This window comes from Orlajensenia flava, from assembly GCF_004801905.1.
GTDB lineage: Bacteria > Actinomycetota > Actinomycetes > Actinomycetales > Microbacteriaceae > Orlajensenia > Orlajensenia flava.
Genome location: NZ_SSSN01000002.1, coordinates 207,767 through 224,930, shown reverse-complemented (window position 1 = coordinate 224,930; position 17,164 = coordinate 207,767). Strand labels below are relative to the sequence as shown.

Below are 17,164 nucleotides of genomic sequence, written 5' to 3'. Positions count from 1 at the left end.
ACAACGGGTCGGCTTGCTAAGAGCCCTAGGGGCAGTTGGGGCGACAGGTGCGCTGCGACAGCGCGTCCACCAACACGTTCCCGAGGTCCTCAGGCTTGGACGCCGAGTACGCCGCTCCCCCGGTGACCTTCGCGATGCGCGTCATCGCATCGAGGTCGGTGTCGGGGCCGAACCCGATGAAGATGACCGGAACGGGCTTCTTCGGGTCCTCCGTCGCCTGCAGCTTGGCCAACAGGTCGTCGAGCGAGATGCCGTTGTCGTCCTCGTTCTTGCCGTCGGTGATGAGCAGCACCGAGTTCACCTTGCTCGGATCGTAGGTCTCCTGCACGCGTTGCACGGCCGCGAGCGTGGTGTCGTAGAGACCGGTCGCTCCGCCGAGGCGAGCGGGGAGTCCGGCGATGATGTTGGCGATGTCCTGAGCGTGCTGGGCGTCGCCGAGCGGCGCGATCGGCGTGAGGTCCTCCCAGTCCTGAGTGCCGACCCGGTTGGTCGAGAAGTCCCAGATGCCGAGTTCGACCTCGCCCGAGAACTTCTGCAGGGCGCCCATGGCCGCCTGCTGGAAGATGTCGATGCGGCGCAGCCCGCTCGCCGTCGGTTCCGACATGGAACCCGAGACGTCGACGACCGCGAGCATCCGGGAGCGCAGGGTGAGGACCGACCAACTGCGCAGGATCGCCAGCTGGGCCGTCCCCTCTGCAGCGGGCTGCAGCGGGTCGGGGGTCTTCACGATGCCGGGCGCGGAGATGTCGCCCGAGCCGTCCGGCCCGCGGAAGCCGGCCTTCGCGAACGTCTTGCCCGAGTCGCGGAGGGTCTTCTCGAAATCACCGACCGCGGTGTCGAGGCCGACGGTTGCTGCCGAGAGCCCGGCGACGCGGACGTAGGGGTAACTCGCGGCCGAGGTGCCATCCGCCGGGTACAGAGCGAAGAACTGGTCGTCGGGACTCGCCGCGTTCGACGTGACGACGCTGTGCTCGGTCGTGATGACGACGGTCGGCGTCGCAGCCTTCTCAGCGGAAGCCATCGCCGCATCCAGCGACCTCGGAATCGTCTTGCCGAGTGCGATCATGGCTCCGGCGAAGGTGCGGGTGTCGCCGGCAGGGGCGTGCGCCTGCAGCGCCCCGAGCGCGAGCAGGCTGGCCGCGCTGCCTTCGGGGTCGGGCAGCAGCGCGCTGACCGTGCCTCCGAGGATCGACGACCAACCGACCGAACCGGCCGTGAACGCCTCGGCCTGGTCGGCCGGTGCAGCGAAGACCACGGGCGTCGTCGCGATGGGGTCGCCGAAAGCCGCCACCGGCGCAGGACGACCCAGGGAACCCGCTGTTGCGCCCATCCGGTCGCTCCACGCCGCGGAATCCGGGATCCAGACGTCGGCCTTGGGGTTGCCACCGCTCGCGATGACGGATGCCGTGTCGGCCGAGTCCTCCGTGCGGACGGTGGTCTTGACGCAGGGATTCTTGGCGTCGAAGGTCTTGGCGATCTTCGTCAGCACCGGCGCGATGCTGGGATCGGCGACGACGGACATCGGAGTCTGCTTGCACGACGGTTGCGGGGATGCCGCGCCGGGGAGAGGAACATCGATGTACCCCGTGGCCCAGGCGACACCGCCTCCGGCGACGAGGACGAGCGCAACGGCCGCGGCGACGATGCCCGCGATGAGCCCACGGCGGCGCCGTTTGTCGCTGTGACGTCCCACGCTCACTCCATTGTCGATAGCCAGGCCGTCATCAGCCGGTGTGTCCAGAAACTACGGTGTACCCCGTTGGCGGGGCGGCCGCTGGTCAGTGTATACGAGTCCTGCGGCACCGTGAGAAGAGGATACGACGAAAGCTCGCCTGCCACGCAACCCCCGAGCGGGGTATCTGGGCAGCCGCGACGTTCTTCGCTACGGTGATGCCATGTCGACCGCGAGCGCCGGATGATCACCGTGACAGGCGCCGAATACGCCGCCATCGCCGTCCTCGCCCTGTTCGTCGTCGTGCATCTCGCCCTGATTCTGGGGGCGCCGTGCGGCGTCGTCGCGTGGGGCGGATCCCACCGCAGGCTGCCCGTCGGCTACCGCATCGCCAGTGGGCTGGCTGTCGTGGTCGCAGCCGTGTTCGCCGGTGTGGCCGGAGAGAACGCCGGCATCACTCACCTCTTCGGCGCGCCGGTGCTCGGGGTCCTGAACTGGCTGGTCTTCGGCTTCCTGGCTCTCGTCATCGTGCCCATCGTGCTGTCGCCGAGCATCCCCGAGCGATTCTTCGGCGGCATCATCAGCACGGTGGTGGCGGCGCTCTTCCTCGTGATGGCTCTCGGCTGACGGTGACGACAAGGGGCGGCAACGCTGGCAGGATGAGCGCCATGCAGCCCACCCCACGACCGTCATCGACCGTCATCGTGCTGATGGGGGTGTCGGGCTCGGGCAAGAGCACCATCGCCGCCGAGCTGGTGGATCGACTCGGTTGGACCTTCGCCGAGGGCGACGCGATGCACCCTCCGGAGAACATCGAACGGATGGCGGCGGGCATCCCGCTCACCGACGCCGACCGGGCGCCCTGGTTACGTCGCATCACGGACTGGATCCGGGCGCGCCTGGAGGCCGGTCAGGACGCGATCGTCACGTGCTCCGCGCTCAAGGCCGAGTACCGCGATGAGTTGCGCTCCGCTGGTCCCGGGGTGCGCATCGTCTACCTGCGCGGAAATCCGGCGACCCTCGTTGCGCGACAGTCGGCGCGCCGCGGCCACTTCATGCCGGCGTCGCTCATGCGCAGCCAGCTGGAGACGCTCGAGGAGCCTCGACCCGATGAGGGCGTGCTCACGGTGGACGTGGCGGCCGGCCCAGCGGAGATCGCGACCACCATCATCCGGAGCCTGGGCCTCGACCCGTCGTGAGCGGCCGCCTCACTTGAGCAGGCGCGACAGCCGGCGATCCGCGAGGACCTTTCCGCCGGTCTGGCAGGTGGGGCAGTACTCCAACGAGTTGTCGGCGAAATAGACGCTGCGCACCGTGTCACCGCAGACCGGGCACGCGAGCCCGGTGCGTCCGTGCACGCTCATGCCGCGCCGCTTCGCGTCCTTCAACTCGGCCGGGGGTTTTCCGCTCGCCGTCGTCACCGCATCCGTCACCGTCGTGCGCATCGCCGCGTACAGTCGCTCGACATCCGCGGACGACAGTGTTGCCGCGATCGCGAAGGGCGACAGCTTGGCGGCATGGAGGATCTCGTCGGAGTAGGCGTTCCCGATGCCGGCGATGATCGACTGATCGCGGAGGACCCCCTTGATCTGGGTGCGCCGACCCGACAGGAGCTCGGAGAACTGTTCCACATTGAAGTCCAGCGCGAGCGGATCGGGGCCGAGGCGGGCGATGCCCGGCACGTCGGATGCCTGGCGCACGACGTACACGGCCAGCGACTTCTTGGTGCCCGCCTCGGTGAGGTCGAAGCCCGATCCGTCATCGACGCGCACGCGCAGCGCGATGGCCGAGCGCCCCGGCTTGAGCACGGCGGGCGGCAGGTCGTCGGACCAACGCAGCCAACCGGCCTTGGCCAGGTGGAACACCAGGTGCACGCCCGCGTCGATGTCGACGAACTTGCCATGGCGGCTCACCGAGGCGACGGGCGTGCCGACGACGGCCGTGACCGGGGGGTCGAAGGTCTTGAGTGCGGCGAACGAGTTGACGGCGATAGCCGTGAAGGCGTGCCCGGTCAGGCGCGCGTCGAGGAAGTCGACGAGCGCCTGCACCTCGGGCAACTCGGGCATGGCATCAGTCTGCCGCTACCGGCCGACATCCGTCACCCCGCTGCTTCCCCGGACCCTCCGGACGACAGACGTGATCGGCGAGGCGAAGAACAGCAGGAACAACCAGAACAGGCCGATGACCGGAAGCAGCACGGCGAGGAGGAGGGAGAGCAGCATCACGCTGGTCATCACCACCGGCCTCACCATGTCGATCTGGCCCCGCATGTCCTCCCGCAGCAGTTCGGGGTGGGAATTGAGATGGGCCTCGATGAGACCCATGCTGAGGCTCGTCACGACCATCGTGCCGATGTACAGCGCGTACACCCCGCCATCCCTCACTTTGATGTTCGAGAGGGCGTTAGCGGCGAACGGCAGGAAGACGATGCTCGCGAGCCAGAGAAGATTGATCCACACCATGCGATACGAGTAGTCGATGACCCACTCGAACACCCGATGATGGATGACCCAGAACTGGCCGATCACGACGAACGTGATGCCGAAGGCGACGAACGCGCTGGAGTGCGCCACGAAGAACTCGCCGAAGTTCTCGGTCTTTCCGAAGGTTGCCGCGAGGTCGACCAGCGGCAGCACGAGGATGGTGATGGCGATCGCGACCGTCGCGTCGGAGAAGTTTACGAGCCGATCGAGGCCCCGCTCCGTCCGGATATCCACCATGACCCCAGCGTTCCACACCCATCCCGACCCTGTACAGTCTCGACGCCCATGAGCACAACCCGTTGAACGCGGGGCTGATCGGGGGTTGTCTGGGACGATTCCCTGGAAAGGCGGAACAAGTCATGGATTCGAGCATGTGGATCTGGATCGTTGTGGCGGTCGTGGTGGTCGTCGTGATCATCGTGATCGTGTCGGTCATGGGCAGCTCGCGACGGCGACGGGAGGCCAAGGTGGAAGCCGATCGGGCCCACGCCACGGAGCTTCGCACCAAGGCGGAGGACAGCGACCGCGCGGCCCGTGAACACGCCGCAGCTGCTTCGCAGGCCGACGCAGACGGTCTGGCGGCCCAGGCCAAGGCGGCTCAGGCGCAGGCGGACGCCCGTCAGGCCGAACTCGACTCCGAGCGGCTCGCCCGCGAGAGCGCATCGCGCAATGAGCAGGCCGCGACGTTGCGCGCTGAGTCCGAGGAGCACGCCCGTCAGGCGGCCGACCTGGATCCCGACGTCCGCGTCGCCGGCGAGAACGCTGCTGCCGACACGGCTCGCACGCCCGACGGTCGGGTCGCGGCATCGACCACTGAGACGGCTCGCGTCGACGACGGCACCACCGCGAACGACGAACGGATTGGCGCCGAGCCGGTGGTCGCCGCACACCCCACCGCCACCTCTCCGGCGGCGACCCGGATGGATGCTCCGCGGATGGATGCCCCGCAGATGGACATGGGCGAATCGCACGTGAACGACGCTGCCACCGACCGCACCGACGAAGCCGCCGTGCGGGATGCGGACGCGCCGCTGGGCACCGACGAAAGAGACACGCGCCGCGGGACGACCGGCGTCTGAGCTCTCTCCGACCGAGCGGGGGCGTCGCAGCGTTGCGACGTCACCCGCTTGACGGCCGCCGGGTCGCCGTGCGGTTCGGCGGGCTCTCCCAGCATCCGGTGGTTCACTGTGCCCATGTCGTCGCTGCCGATGTTCCCGTTGGGTTCGGTGCTCTTCCCGCACATGCCGGTCGCGCTTCGCGTTTTCGAGGAGCGCTACCTCGTCATGCTCGCCCGCGTGCTTCAGACCGAGCCGTCGGAGTTCGGCGTCGTGCTCATCGAGCGCGGGTCGGAGGTAGGCGGAGGCGAGCAGCGTTTCGAAGTGGGAACGGTGGCCCGCATCGCGCAGCTCGAGGCATCGGAGGGCGTGGTCGGACTCGTGGGGCTGGGCACGAGACGCATCGCCGTGGAGCGCTGGCTGGACGACGAGCCGCATCCGCTCGCCGACGTTCGCGAGCTGCCCGAGCTCTCGTGGGACGAGTCATTACGTCCTCTGCTCGATCAGGCCGAGATCGTCGTTCGCCGCACCATCTCGCGGGCGAGCGAATTCGTCGAGCTTCAGTGGCCCGCGGATGTCGAGCTCGACGACGACCCCGTTCGGGCCAGCTGGCAGCTCGCCGGCATCGCGCCTCTCGGCGAGATCGATCAAATCACCCTGTTGCGATCGACGAGTGTCGCGCAACTGCTCGCCCGGGTCATCGATCTGACGGATGCCGCAGGCGAGACGTTCACGGCAACCTGGTACGCGGAGGAAGGCGACGACCCCGAACTCGGAGCCTGAGCCGGGCGCCCGCCCGCTCGCTTCGGCAGCTCGCCCACGAGAGCGTCATTTCAGTGGGAGAAGTTCCCCGCGCGTCTGGCCGGCGGGACAGTACTGCGCCGTGGTGCTCGCGAAGGTGAAGTCGCGGATGGTGTCATCGCCGTCTGGGCACGGCTCGCCCGCTCGTCCGTGTACCAGCATCGCGGCGACCTTCGCTTCCTTCAACCGCGCAATGGGCACACCCCGTCCCGCCGTGATGGCGTCGGTGATGACTCCGACTGTCGCCGTGAACAACGCGTCGAGCTCGTCAGCGGTCAGGGCTGCCGCGTGGGCAACCGGTGAGAGCCGCGCGACGAACAGGATCTCGTCGGAATAGGCGTTTCCGATACCGGCCAAGGACTCCTGATCCTGCAGCACCGCCTTGACCTGCTTGCGACGACCGACCACCGCCTCGTCGAACTCCGCTCGCGAGAACGCGGCATCCGCGGGGTCGGGTCCGAGCTTGGCGACGGCGGACACCTCGGCCGAGTCATCGACGACCCAGAGGCCCAAGGAGACCCACGAACCGGCATCCGTGAGCTCGAGAGTGCTGCCGTCGTCGAAGGTAAGCGCAACGAGGGCAGGCGGCGCATCGGCGACCAGCTCATCCGCACCGGCCCAGCGAGCCCAACCGTGGCGACCGAGCGAGACGACGAGATGTTGGGCTCCGAACACGAGGTCGATGAGTTTTCCGTGGCGTATGCAGTCGGTGACTCGCTCGCCCACCACACCTGCCGGCGGCCGAGCACGCGTCTTGACGGTGCGGAACTCGAGGATCTCGACGTCGATGAGCGCGCGGCCGTTGAGGCGCGCGCCGAGTTCTTCGGCGAGCACCTGCACCTCGGGAGATTCGGGCATGACGCCAGCCTTCCACACGCGTCCGACAGGGAGAAGGCGCCCCGTAATCATGCGTACCCTTGTGGTTACGTACCGCACTTGATACATTCAAGACATGGACGACGTTTTGCAGGCGATCGGCGACGACAGCCGCCGAAAGATCCTGGCGATGTTGCGCGAGGGTCCCGCCACGGCGGGCGCCTTGGCGGAAGCGCTGCCGATTGCCAGGCCGGGAGTGTCGCGTCACCTGCGCGTCCTGCGCGAGGCGGGCCTCGTCGACGTGAGGCACGACGCCCAGCGACGCATCTACTCACTGCGCGCCGATCCGCTCGCCGAGCTGGACGACTGGCTGGAGACCTATCGGCTCCTCTGGCGCAACAGGCTCGACGCATTGCACACCGAGATCACCCGAGGAAAGAGGAACGAACGATGAACACGATCGCCACCATGCATGCGCTCGACGATCGGCGAGGAGCCATCCGTGCCGAAGAGGTCTACGACACCGGAATCGAGGATCTCTGGGCAGCCTGCACCACTCCGGAACGGCTCGCACGGTGGATCGCCGACGTCTCGGGTGATCTGGCCGTCGGCGCGACGGTCGAGGCGAGTTTCACGAGCACCTGGGAGGGCCCCATCCGCATCGACGTGTGCGATCGCCCGCATCACATCCTGCTCACGATGGAGCCGGGAACGGATGAGGAGGCCCGCCTCGAGGCCTGGTTCACCGCCGAGGGCGACAAGACGCGACTGGTCGTGGAAGAGGACGGTCATCCGCTCGACAAGCTGCACTACTACGGTGCCGGCTGGCAGGCGCACCTCGAGGACCTCGCCCGCTCACTGGTCGGCGAATCGTCGGCGTGGAAGGAGCGCTGGACCGAGCTCACCCCCGCGTACGAGACGATGCGCGTGGAGTGAAGCACGCCCGCAATTCAGGAGCGGAGCGCGTGTCGCGGCGGATGCGACGATGGTCCACGGGCGACACGCCCTCCGCTCGTGAAAACTGCGCAAGAGACCCGCGTGCAGAGGTGCATCAGACGTTGAAGCGGAACTCCACCACGTCGCCGTCCTTCATCACGTAGTCCTTGCCCTCGATGCGGGCCTTCCCGTGCGTGCGGGCCTCGTGCACCGAGCCGGTGGCGACGAGATCGTCGAACGAGATGACCTCGGCCTTGATGAAGCCGCGCTCGAAGTCGGTGTGGATGACCCCAGCGGCCGCCGGTGCCTTCCAGCCCTGGTGGATCGTCCAGGCGCGCGTCTCCTTCGGACCTGCGGTGAGGTAGGTCTGCAGTCCGAGGGTCTCGAAGCCGATGCGGGCGAGCTGGTCGAGGCCGGACTCGTCCTGGCCCGTCGACGCGAGCAGTTCGGCGGCGTCCTCGGGGTCGAGGTCGATGAGCTCCGACTCGATCTTCGCGTCGAGCAGCACGGCGTGGGCGGGCGCGACGAGCGCCTCCAGCTCAGCGCGCTTCGCGGCATCCGTCAGCACCGCCTCGTCGACGTTGAACACGTAGATGAACGGCTTGGCGGTCAGCAGTCCGAGCTCGCGGATGGGGCCGAGGTCGACGGAGGACGCCGACAGCGGGATGCCCTTCTGCAGCTCGGCGAGCGCCTCCTGGGCGGCGGCGAGAACCTCGGGCCCGAGCTTGCGTCCACGCACCTCCTTCTCGTAACGCGTGATCGCCTTCTCCAGCGTCTCGAGGTCCGCGAGGATCAACTCGGTGTTGATGGTCTCCATGTCGGCCTTCGGGTCGACGGCGCCCTCGACGTGCACGACGTCGTCATCGGTGAAACCTCGGATGACCTGCGCGATCGCATCCGCCTCCCGGATGTTGGCGAGGAACTTGTTGCCGAGGCCCTCGCCCTCGGAGGCGCCGCGGACGATGCCGGCGATGTCGACGAACGACACCGGAGCGGGCAGGATGCGCTCGCTGTTGAAGATCTCGGCGAGCACTGCGAGGCGGGGGTCGGGCAGGTTCACGACGCCGACATTCGGCTCGATGGTCGCGAACGGATAGTTCGCCGCGAGCACCTGATTCTTGGTCAGTGCGTTGAAGAGGGTGGACTTGCCGACGTTGGGCAGGCCGACGATGCCGATAGTGAGAGCCACGGGCGACCAGTCTACCGGCGTGGCCCTGCGCCGGCAGTCGGGCGCTGCGGGACGGCCGTGACTCTCAGGCCAACCAGTCCCCGAGCTCCGCCAGCGAGCGCACCTCGCGGTCGGGCACGACGCCCGGCAGGTGGTTGCGCGCTCCCCCGCGATTGAGCCAGACCGAACGGATGCCGGCGTTGCGTGCGCCGACCACATCCGTGTCGAGCATGTCGCCGACGTGCCATGCGGCATCCGGCGTCGACTCGAGCAGATCGAGCGCGTGCCGGAAGATGGCGGGGTCGGGCTTGGCGGAGCCCACCTCCCCCGAGACCACGACCGCGTCGATGGGCTCGCGGATGCCGACCCGCGCCAGCTTCGCGCGCTGGGCGAGCGGCGGCCCGTTGGTGACGATGGCGAGGCGCGCGCCGGCATCCGTCGCCCGCTCGAGGAACTCGTTCACATCGGCGTAGGGGTGTTGGTGCGCGGCGGCCAGGTCGTACCAGGTAGACGTGAGCCGGCCGAGGAAGGCCTCGTCGTGGATGTCGAGCTCGGTGAGGATGCGGCCCCACGAGAGCAGTCCGTAGGCGGGGTCGTCGATGGCGCCGGAGTTCCAGTCCGTCTGCAGCACCGCCCAGTGCTCGGCGCGGCTCAACGCCGTGACGGTCAGCACGGTGTCGAGGTCGAGGCTCGGACGGAATGCAACGATCGCCTCGGCCGTTCCACGGATGGCGAGGTCGACCTCGGCGTGGTCGAGGAGGGTCCCGTCCAGGTCGAGCAGCAGTGCATCTGTTCTCGGCACGGGTCCTCCGGTTCGATGGCCACTACGAGCCTACCGACGGCATCCGTCTGCGGCGGACCGCATGCGACGGTCCAGATGCACCGGCCGAATGGAGCGGCCGGGTGCGACGCCCGGATGCGAAGGCACGGGTGCATCAGCCGGATGCGACAGGCCGGGCCGGCTCGCCGCCCTGTCGGAGCCCCGTGCGAGAGTGTCAGCGTGTCCCTGAACTTCACCGCCATCGACTTCGAGACGGCCAACGGCTCCAACGTGTCGGCCTGCTCCGTCGGCCTCGTCAAGGTACGCGACGGTCGCGTGGTCGACCGCGTGGCGTGGTTCATCCGGCCGCCGTTTCCGCACGACGAGTTCAACGAGTGGAACATCCGCATTCACGGAATCGAGCCCGAGCAGTGCGCCGACGCCCTGCAGTGGAACGACCGGCTAGCCGACGTGCTCGCCTTCGCCGAGGACGACACGCTGGTGGCGCACAACGCGGGGTTCGACCTCGGCGTCATCAAGGCGTCGACCGCGTTCTTCGAGCTCGCCGTGCCCGACATCCGCTATCTGTGCAGCCTGCAGGTCGCCCGACGCACCTACTCGCTCGACTCCTATCGCCTGCCCGTTGCCGCGATGGCGGCAGGGTTCGAGGACTTCAGCCATCACGATGCGCTGGCGGATGCCGAGGCGTGCGCTCACATCATCATGCATGCGGCCAGACGCCACGACGCCGTCGACATCGATGCGCTGGCACGCGTGACCGGCCTGCGATTCGGCGCCATCGGCCCCGCAGCCGCCGCAACACACGCCCCGATGGCATGGGCCTAGCGCCGCCGAACGGATCGTCAGCAGGTCGAGTCGGGAGTGCGTCCCTCGACAGCCGCAGAGAACCAGGGAAGCAGCTCGCTCAACGCCTTCAGCGCCACGAGACCGTGGCCGGTGTCGGGGATCGAGAGGGCACGCACGCGCGTGCCGAGCGCGCACTCCCGGTCCACGAAGGCGGCGGTCGCAGCGGGGTGCACGAGAGTGTCCGTCTCGCCCTGGGCTACGAACAGCGGGATGTCCAGTCGGACGGAACCGGGCGTGTTCTCGGCGAGCAGGGTGTCCCACGGCGGCGTCGTGCCCGGGTCGGACCGGAGGAACGAGCCGACCAAGGGCTTGCCGATGGTGTGCAGCTGCGCGTTCTGGCCCAACAGGCAGAGCTTGGCCATGCCCGGAACCGCTGCGGCCGCTGCCGGGGTGAGGATGCTCTCGAGAGGCACCCCGTAGGCGCCCGCGTAGGCGGTGAAGGCGTACGAACCGATGGTGACGCCCGAGATGGTGCCGATGTCGTCATCGAGCAGCGTGACCAGGTCGATCGCGGGGGCTGCAACGGCCGCGGCGACGATCTTGAGGTCAGGCGCGTATTGCGCGGCCTCCTCTGCCGCGAACACCACCGCCTGACCGCCTTGCGAGTGCCCCCACAGCAGCACGCGATCACCGGCGTGCGCGGCAGGGATCGTCTCAGCGGCTCGGGCGATGTCGAGCACGCTGTGCGCCGCCGACGAGCCGATGAGATAACTGCTCGGCCCGGTCAGGCCCATGCCGGGGTAGTCGGTGGCGGCGACCGTGTATCCGCGGGCCAGCAGGTCCTTCAAGCCCTCGATCGTGCTGAAGGGGTCGACGCCGACGGACGGGGCGCAGCGCGGCGCCGATCCGGTGGTCGGATGCGCCCACGAGACGATGGTGCGCTTTCCGCCGACCGGCGCGGCGGCCGGCGCCACCACGATGCCCGAGACGAGCACGTCCCGGCCGAACGCGTCGATCGAGTGGTAGATCAGCCGCCACGCCCGTGACCCGCTTGGTGCGCTGAGAATCTGCTCCTGGCGCTCGATGTCACCCGGGCGTCCCGTCGGCACGGTCGTCGGCGGCGTGTAGAAGGCACTGTCGCCGAGTTGCTCCGCTGCGCCCTCGGCGAGGCGTCGGTCCGCGTCTGGGGAACAGCCCGCGAGGACGGCCACGAGCGCGATAGCCACGAGAGACGCGAGAGCACGGATGCGCATGCCGCCACTCTACGGCGAGGGCGCGAGCACGGATGCTAACGCGAGCACAGGTGCGCATCGCCGCCGCGCTGGCGCGTCCCGCGAGCGATGTCGGCGGGTGTTGCGACACTGAATCCATGGACATCCTCACCCTCATCATCGGCCTGGTGGTCGGCGTCGTGCTCGGGGCCCTCGCCATGTCGTTCCTCGGCTCGCGTCGCGCGTCGCAGCAGCCGACGACGATCGATCCCGAGCTCGTCGAGGCACGCCACGGAGCGCAGCTCGCTCAGCTGCGAGCCGATGAGGCGGCCGAGCGGTCCCGCGTCCTCGCCCAGGAGCAGGCGGTCCAGGCCGGCCTGCGGTCGGACCTGTCGTCCATCCAGGCGACCGCCGAGGCACTCCGCGACCAGATCGAGGCCTCCAAGACGCAGTATCGCGAGCTGGTCGACCAGCAGCGCACCGAACAGAAGCAGCGCGAGCAGCGTGAACTGGCGGAGAGCAAGGTGCTGCAGGCGCTCGCGCCCGTCAAGGCGACCCTGTCCGAGATGCAGGTGAAGGTCACCGATCTCGAGAAGCAGCGCAGCCTCCAGCACGGTGAGCTGAGCCAGCAGCTGAAGACCGCCGCGGAGTCGGAAGAGCGGCTGCGGTCCACGGCGGAGTCACTCGCCTCCGCCCTACGCTCCAACAGCACACGAGGCGTCTGGGGTGAGACGCAGCTGCGCAGCGTCGTCGAGGCGGCTGGGCTCCTCGAGCGGGTGGACTTCGACACGCAGTCGTCGATCTCGACGGATGCCGGCGCCGGTCGGCCCGACATGGTGATCCATCTGCCGGGGGGCAAGAACATCGCCGTGGACGCCAAGGTGCCGTTCAACTCGTACCTCGAGGCGAGTCAGATCCCGGCCACCGCCACCGGCTTGGAACTCGCGCAACGCAACGCCAAGCTCAAAGATCACGTCAAGGCCGTGCGCGACCACATCACGACTCTGGGTGGCAAGACGTACTGGAACGGACTGGACTCCTCCCCCGAGCTCGTCATCGCATTCATCCCGAGCGAGTCGCTGGTCTCGAGTGCGCTGGAGGCAGATCCCTCGATCATGGAGTTCGCGTTCTCCAAGCGCGTCGCGCTCGCCTCGCCCGTCACCCTGTGGTCGGTGCTGAAGACGGTGGCGTTCAGCTGGCAGCAGGACGTGCTGACGCACGAAGCCAAGACCCTCTTCGACCTGAGCAAGGAGCTCTACTCCCGCCTCTCGACGACCGCCGGGCAGATCGAGAAGCTCGGTCGAACGATCGAGCGAACCGTGAAGGACTACAACGCCTTCGTCGGCTCACTCGAGAAGCGCGTTCTTCCCACCGCCCGCAAGCTCGGCGCGCTCGACGAGTCGACGGTGTTCGGTCCGCTCACGGGCATCGAGGAGAGTCCGCGTGAGCTCACCGCCTACGAGCTGACCGCGGCGCTCGACTCCGCTGCGCCGCTCGACTCCGCTCCGATGCTCGATGATGCTGACACCCTCGACATCGAGGCGTCCATCCATCCCGAGATCCGCTCGATCTAGCACCCGAACCCGCGACTCAGCCGCGAGGCTCCTCGACCGGAGGTTCCAGGCCCGCCGCGGCCGCGGCTCCCGTGACGGGTGCGGCATCCGGCCCGTCGGCATCCAGAGGGTGAGCGCGCTCGTCGGAGCCCAGGCGCGCCAGCACGAGAGTGCCGACGGCGAGGAGGATGGGCACGCTGCCGGCGAACACGAAGGTCGGGGCGATGCCGATCGCCTCTCCCACGGGCCCGGCGAGGGCCATCGAGACCGGCATGAGTGCGAGCGAGACGAAGAAGTCGAGGCTCGACACCCGACCGAGCATGGCCGGCGGAACGCGGCGTTGCAGGAGTGTTCCCCATACCACCGACGACGCCTCGAACAGGAACCCGCAGACGAAGAGCGCGACCACCATCACCCAGAGCTGACTGGTGAGCCCGACCACCACCAGGGGAACGCATCCCAGTCCCCACCCGATGATCATGAGCGTCAAGTACCTCCTCGGCAGCCTCCGTGAGGCAACGGCGAGCGAGCCCATCGCCCCGCCGATGCCGAATGCCGCGAGCACCAGGGCGAACGAGCCTGCTCCTCCCCCGGTCTGGTCCTTCACGGCGAACGGGATGAGCACCTCGATCGGCCCGAGGATCACCAAGCAGAGCAGGATGGAGAACATCAGGGTCGCGAAGAGCCAGCGCGTACGCAGCATGTAGGAGAAACCCTCGCGAAGGTCGGCGAGACTCTCCACCAGGACATGTCTGCTCTCATCGACGAGCTCTCGCCGTAGCGGCGTCGATCGCATGATCGCGAGTGTGACCGCCGCACCCACCTGCAGCACCGCCATCACGAGGAACGCCAGCCCCGGAGAGGCCAGCGCGATCAACCCGCTCGCGACCGCGGGACCCGCCGCGTTGAGGATGGAGGGTCGCAGGGCCCCCTCGATGCCGTTGGCTGCGAGCAACTCGTCGGCTGGGAGGAGGGAGGGAAGCCACGCGGAGTAGGCCGGGTAGAAGAACCCGTCGACGGCCCCGAGCACGAACGCGATGACGGCGAGCTGCCACACCTGGATGGCGCCGGTCAACGCGAGCGCGGCCGCCGTTGCGAAGGCGACGCAGCGGGTCGCCTCGCACGCGAGCAGGATGCGTCGCTGAGGGATGCGATCGGCCGCGACCCCGCCGAGCAGCACGGCGAGCACGAGGCCGATACTGTTACCGAGGGCGACCAAGGAGAGATCCGTCGGCCGTCCGCCGAGTTGGACGACCTGCCACGCGGCCGCGACGATCCATCCCCCGGCGCTGAACAGCGAGAAGGCGAGGGCTACCGCGAGCAGTCGATACTGCCCTCTGCCGAACGGGCGCAACGCCCGAGGCAGCCGGGTGCTGATCTCGGCCACGCGCACCCCCTCGTCGACTGGCGCCCTCGCGCTGCGGGAATGCTACCAATCACGCAGGGACGGTTGCGGCGATGGCATCAGGATTCGAGGTGCCACTTCGAACGCAGGTGGTCGGCGCTGATGGTGCGGATGGTGCCCGACCCGGAGCGCAACACGATCGACTGCGTGCGGATGACGGGCCCGCGGCGCCGCACGCCCTCGACGAGACCGCCATCCGTCACGCCCGTGGCCACGAAGAGCGTGTTGTCGCCCGCCACCAGGTCGTCGGCCTCGTACAGCCTGTCCACGTCGAGGCCTGCGTCGATGGCCTTCTGCCGCTCGTCGTCATTGCGGGGGGCGAGCCGCGTCTGCATGAAACCGCCGAGAGCCTTGATGGCGCACGCGGTGGTGATGCCCTCCGGGCTCCCGCCGATGCCCACGCACATGTCGATGCGCGACTCGTAGCGTGCGGCGTTGATGCCTCCCGCGACGTCGCCATCGAGCATCAGTCGGGTTCCGGCGCCGGCCGCGCGCACGTCGGCGATGAGCTGCTCGTGACGCGGGCGGTCGAGGACGGCGACGCGCAGGTCGCCGACATCCTTGCCGACGGCCTTCGCGTAGGCGCGGATGTTGTCCCCGATGGGGCGGTCGATGTCGACGACTCCCGCGCCAGCGCCCGCGGTCACGATCTTGTCCATGTAGAACACGGAGGACGCGTCGAGCATGGTGCCGCGGTCGGAGACGGCGATGACCGAGAGCGCGTTCTGCCGGCCGGCCGCCGTCAGCGACGTGCCGTCGATCGGGTCGACGGCGATGTCGCACGACGGTCCCCGTCCGTTGCCCACGTGCTCGCCGTTGAACAGCATCGGAGCGGCATCCTTCTCGCCTTCGCCGATGACGATGAGTCCGTCGAAGTTCACGGTCGACAGGAACGCCCGCATCGCGTCGACAGCAGCCTTGTCCGCCCCGTTCTTGTCGCCCTTGCCGATCCAGGGAACCGCACGGATGGCCGCCGCCTCGGTCGCCCTGACGAGTTCCATGGCGAGATTGCGGTCGGGGTGGAGCAGCTCTGCGGTGTCGTGCGTGTCAGTCATCGTGGGTCCTCCCGGACGCTGGGGGCGAAGTGGACGGACCGCGCGGTCGCACCGCCGAGACCGATCCCACCCTCCGAGCCTAGCCATCCGGTCGGCCCGTGAACGGGAGAGTTCGGCGGCCCGACGATGAAAGTTCGACCGTTCTTAACGCGGCCGGGTCGCTGCCGCATCAGGCGTTCACGACGCTGGGCACGCTCAGGGCCTCGAGCACGTCGACGAGCGTCGACGGTCCCCCGACGTTCCCCGGGACGACGACGTACAGCACCGACCGACCGTCGTGAGTCTCCATACTCCACACCGACACGCCGGGCAGGACCTGACCGAGGACGGTCGCCGAGCGGGCGCCGATGCCGACCCGTGCCACCTCCGCCGAGGTGATGCCTCCCTTGCTCACCACGACGGAGACGTCCGGAAGGAGTTCACGCACCGCCGTCGTGAGCGCCTGCATGACCAGTTCGCCGTGGCGGAGGGTGTTGTGCGCAGACGATCGGGTGCGAGCGCTGGTGATGAACGCCAGGCCGCCGGCCAGCAGAGCGCGCCGAGCGTCGTCCGCGACGCTCGTGCCCGCGGCCTGCGGGTCGGTGAGCGCCAGATCGGTGTCGACCTGCTCGGGATGCCCCCACCGATCCGCCACCGCGTCGATCTGGGCCGTCGCACCGCTCGTGTGCGATCCGCACGCCAGCAGTGTCGCCCGAGGACGATCGATCAGCGGACGGTCGAGAAGGCCCGAGCTGGCCACCCCCGCGAGCTCTGCCGCCAGCGGCGACGCCGACCGGACGACGAGCCTCGCGCCCCGGTCGCGGGCCGAGCGGATGCCCGCGGCGATGGTGCGGATGTCCTCGTCCGACTCGGCATCCGGCACCACCACGGCTCCGGCTGGTGCCGAGGCGAGCGCGGCAGCCAGACCATCGGGCCCGCGCCGGAGGTCATCGAGAGGGTGGCGAATGCCGGCGCGCCCCGACTTTTCCTCGACATAGGCGGTCAGGTCGGCGGTGCTGAACGGGAAGACGGGGTCGTCGGCGTACTCGGTCTCGTGAGCGGGCACCTCGACGCCATCGGTCTCGACGTAGTGGACCCCGCCGCGCGTCCGACGCCCGCCGGCCGGGAATGCGGGCACGAATACCATCACCGCGCCGTCCTCCAGGAAGACCTCGGTCTCGGCGAACACGTGTCCTCGCAGTGTGGAGTCGCCGCGCAGGACGAACGCGATCTCCTCGCCCAGCGTCCTGCCGGCCTCGAGGGCATCCGTCCGCACCTGCGTCACCAGGGCCACCGCCTCTGCCTCGTCGATGGCGCGCGAGTTGGTCTGCACGTAGACGCTGTCCGCCGCGCGCAGTGCATCCGCGATGAGAGCGGCGGAGCTCTCCAGCAGCACCCGCACTCCCGTCGCCGACTGGGTGCCCGTCGGATCATCGTCCAGGACGACCGTCTTCATCGTCGTG

18 protein-coding genes are annotated in these 17,164 nt (G+C 68.7%); 8 read left to right on the top strand and 10 right to left on the bottom strand.

All coding sequences use genetic code 11. The annotated features are described in order from the left end of the window. Window positions 1-25: 25 nt before the first annotated feature. Window positions 26-1,699, bottom strand: a complete 1,674-nt coding sequence (locus E6C70_RS01490; protein WP_136421550.1) for a VWA domain-containing protein — start codon at window positions 1,697-1,699, stop codon at window positions 26-28. Window positions 1,700-1,915: 216 nt separating this feature from the next. Between E6C70_RS01490 and E6C70_RS01485 the strand changes: the two genes are divergently transcribed. Together E6C70_RS01485 and E6C70_RS01480 are read left to right on the top strand one after the other, a co-directional pair. Continuing rightward, a complete protein-coding gene (locus tag E6C70_RS01485) occupies window positions 1,916-2,299 on the top strand; it encodes a hypothetical protein (protein WP_136421548.1) in 384 nt (127 codons plus the stop codon). A gap of 41 nt (window positions 2,300-2,340) precedes the next feature. Continuing rightward, complete coding sequence (locus E6C70_RS01480) at window positions 2,341-2,871, top strand: gluconokinase (protein ID WP_136421546.1); 531 nt, start codon at window positions 2,341-2,343, stop codon at window positions 2,869-2,871. Between the two features lie 9 nt (window positions 2,872-2,880). Here E6C70_RS01480 and E6C70_RS01475 read toward each other — a convergent pair whose 3' ends face one another. Together E6C70_RS01475 and E6C70_RS01470 are read right to left on the bottom strand one after the other, a co-directional pair. Then, entirely contained in the window at window positions 2,881-3,738 is an 858-nt protein-coding gene (locus tag E6C70_RS01475) for an Fpg/Nei family DNA glycosylase (RefSeq protein ID WP_136421544.1), read from the bottom strand. Window positions 3,739-3,753: 15 nt separating this feature from the next. Further along, entirely contained in the window at window positions 3,754-4,392 is a 639-nt protein-coding gene (locus tag E6C70_RS01470) for a TMEM175 family protein (RefSeq protein ID WP_136421542.1), read from the bottom strand. A gap of 134 nt (window positions 4,393-4,526) precedes the next feature. On the opposite strand from E6C70_RS01470, the gene E6C70_RS01465 reads away from it, so the two are divergent. Both E6C70_RS01465 and E6C70_RS01460 read left to right on the top strand, forming a co-directional pair. Then, complete coding sequence (locus tag E6C70_RS01465) at window positions 4,527-5,234, top strand: hypothetical protein (protein WP_136421541.1); 708 nt, start codon at window positions 4,527-4,529, stop codon at window positions 5,232-5,234. A 114-nt stretch (window positions 5,235-5,348) separates the two neighbouring features. Beyond that, the gene (locus E6C70_RS01460) at window positions 5,349-5,993 is read left to right on the top strand and encodes an LON peptidase substrate-binding domain-containing protein (RefSeq protein ID WP_235833221.1); all 645 of its coding nucleotides are present in this window, start codon (window positions 5,349-5,351) and stop codon (window positions 5,991-5,993) included. A 45-nt stretch (window positions 5,994-6,038) separates the two neighbouring features. Here E6C70_RS01460 and E6C70_RS01455 read toward each other — a convergent pair whose 3' ends face one another. Beyond that, the gene (locus tag E6C70_RS01455; protein ID WP_136421539.1) at window positions 6,039-6,869 is read right to left on the bottom strand and encodes a DNA-formamidopyrimidine glycosylase family protein; all 831 of its coding nucleotides are present in this window, start codon (window positions 6,867-6,869) and stop codon (window positions 6,039-6,041) included. Between the two features lie 94 nt (window positions 6,870-6,963). On the opposite strand from E6C70_RS01455, the gene E6C70_RS01450 reads away from it, so the two are divergent. Both E6C70_RS01450 and E6C70_RS01445 read left to right on the top strand, forming a co-directional pair. After that, window positions 6,964-7,281: an ArsR/SmtB family transcription factor gene (locus tag E6C70_RS01450; RefSeq protein ID WP_136421537.1), complete on the top strand. Its 318-nt coding sequence runs from the start codon at window positions 6,964-6,966 to the stop codon at window positions 7,279-7,281. Beyond that, window positions 7,278-7,763, top strand: a complete 486-nt coding sequence (locus E6C70_RS01445) for an SRPBCC domain-containing protein (RefSeq protein WP_136421535.1) — start codon at window positions 7,278-7,280, stop codon at window positions 7,761-7,763. Before E6C70_RS01450 ends, E6C70_RS01445 begins: the two co-directional genes overlap by 4 nt. 115 nt (window positions 7,764-7,878) lie before the next feature. Here the strand turns inward: E6C70_RS01445 and ychF are convergent, their stop codons facing one another. Both ychF and E6C70_RS01435 read right to left on the bottom strand, forming a co-directional pair. Next, window positions 7,879-8,952, bottom strand: coding sequence for a redox-regulated ATPase YchF (gene ychF, locus E6C70_RS01440; RefSeq protein ID WP_136421534.1), 1,074 nt, complete (start codon window positions 8,950-8,952; stop codon window positions 7,879-7,881). A 64-nt stretch (window positions 8,953-9,016) separates the two neighbouring features. Further along, on the bottom strand, window positions 9,017-9,733 hold the full coding sequence (locus E6C70_RS01435) for an HAD family hydrolase (RefSeq protein ID WP_136421532.1): 717 nt from the start codon (window positions 9,731-9,733) through the stop codon (window positions 9,017-9,019). A gap of 198 nt (window positions 9,734-9,931) precedes the next feature. Between E6C70_RS01435 and E6C70_RS01430 the strand changes: the two genes are divergently transcribed. After that, the gene (locus tag E6C70_RS01430; RefSeq protein WP_168770834.1) at window positions 9,932-10,537 is read left to right on the top strand and encodes a 3'-5' exonuclease; all 606 of its coding nucleotides are present in this window, start codon (window positions 9,932-9,934) and stop codon (window positions 10,535-10,537) included. Window positions 10,538-10,554: 17 nt separating this feature from the next. Here E6C70_RS01430 and E6C70_RS01425 read toward each other — a convergent pair whose 3' ends face one another. Next, window positions 10,555-11,751 carry an alpha/beta hydrolase gene (locus tag E6C70_RS01425; RefSeq protein ID WP_136421528.1) on the bottom strand — a complete coding sequence of 399 codons (1,197 nt, stop codon included), beginning with the start codon at window positions 11,749-11,751 and terminating at the stop codon, window positions 10,555-10,557. 116 nt (window positions 11,752-11,867) lie between these two features. On the opposite strand from E6C70_RS01425, the gene E6C70_RS01420 reads away from it, so the two are divergent. Further along, window positions 11,868-13,283, top strand: coding sequence for a DNA recombination protein RmuC (locus E6C70_RS01420; RefSeq protein ID WP_136421527.1), 1,416 nt, complete (start codon window positions 11,868-11,870; stop codon window positions 13,281-13,283). Window positions 13,284-13,299: 16 nt separating this feature from the next. Here the strand turns inward: E6C70_RS01420 and E6C70_RS01415 are convergent, their stop codons facing one another. The 3 genes from E6C70_RS01415 to E6C70_RS01405 form a co-directional block, all read right to left on the bottom strand. Next, on the bottom strand, window positions 13,300-14,649 hold the full coding sequence (locus tag E6C70_RS01415) for an MFS transporter (RefSeq protein ID WP_235833220.1): 1,350 nt from the start codon (window positions 14,647-14,649) through the stop codon (window positions 13,300-13,302). A 77-nt stretch (window positions 14,650-14,726) separates the two neighbouring features. Then, window positions 14,727-15,722, bottom strand: coding sequence for a class II fructose-bisphosphatase (gene glpX, locus E6C70_RS01410; protein ID WP_136421524.1), 996 nt, complete (start codon window positions 15,720-15,722; stop codon window positions 14,727-14,729). A gap of 169 nt (window positions 15,723-15,891) precedes the next feature. Beyond that, window positions 15,892-17,157 (bottom strand): four-carbon acid sugar kinase family protein, encoded by a 1,266-nt coding sequence (locus tag E6C70_RS01405; RefSeq protein WP_136421522.1) that lies wholly within the window; start codon window positions 17,155-17,157, stop codon window positions 15,892-15,894. Window positions 17,158-17,164: the final 7 nt, after the last annotated feature.

Coding starts and splice junctions, on each gene's coding strand:
- E6C70_RS01485 (WP_136421548.1), top strand. CDS start 1,916: ATGATCACCGTGACAGGCGCCGAATACGCCGCCATCGCCGTCCTCGCC.
- E6C70_RS01480 (WP_136421546.1), top strand. CDS start 2,341: ATGCAGCCCACCCCACGACCGTCATCGACCGTCATCGTGCTGATGGGG.
- E6C70_RS01475 (WP_136421544.1), bottom strand. CDS start 3,738: ATGCCCGAGTTGCCCGAGGTGCAGGCGCTCGTCGACTTCCTCGACGCG.
- E6C70_RS01470 (WP_136421542.1), bottom strand. CDS start 4,392: ATGGTGGATATCCGGACGGAGCGGGGCCTCGATCGGCTCGTAAACTTC.
- E6C70_RS01465 (WP_136421541.1), top strand. CDS start 4,527: ATGTGGATCTGGATCGTTGTGGCGGTCGTGGTGGTCGTCGTGATCATC.
- E6C70_RS01460 (WP_235833221.1), top strand. CDS start 5,349: ATGTCGTCGCTGCCGATGTTCCCGTTGGGTTCGGTGCTCTTCCCGCAC.
- E6C70_RS01455 (WP_136421539.1), bottom strand. CDS start 6,869: ATGCCCGAATCTCCCGAGGTGCAGGTGCTCGCCGAAGAACTCGGCGCG.
- E6C70_RS01450 (WP_136421537.1), top strand. CDS start 6,964: ATGGACGACGTTTTGCAGGCGATCGGCGACGACAGCCGCCGAAAGATC.
- E6C70_RS01445 (WP_136421535.1), top strand. CDS start 7,278: ATGAACACGATCGCCACCATGCATGCGCTCGACGATCGGCGAGGAGCC.
- E6C70_RS01425 (WP_136421528.1), bottom strand. CDS start 11,751: ATGCGCATCCGTGCTCTCGCGTCTCTCGTGGCTATCGCGCTCGTGGCC.
- E6C70_RS01420 (WP_136421527.1), top strand. CDS start 11,868: ATGGACATCCTCACCCTCATCATCGGCCTGGTGGTCGGCGTCGTGCTC.
- glpX (WP_136421524.1), bottom strand. CDS start 15,722: ATGACTGACACGCACGACACCGCAGAGCTGCTCCACCCCGACCGCAAT.
- E6C70_RS01405 (WP_136421522.1), bottom strand. CDS start 17,157: ATGAAGACGGTCGTCCTGGACGATGATCCGACGGGCACCCAGTCGGCG.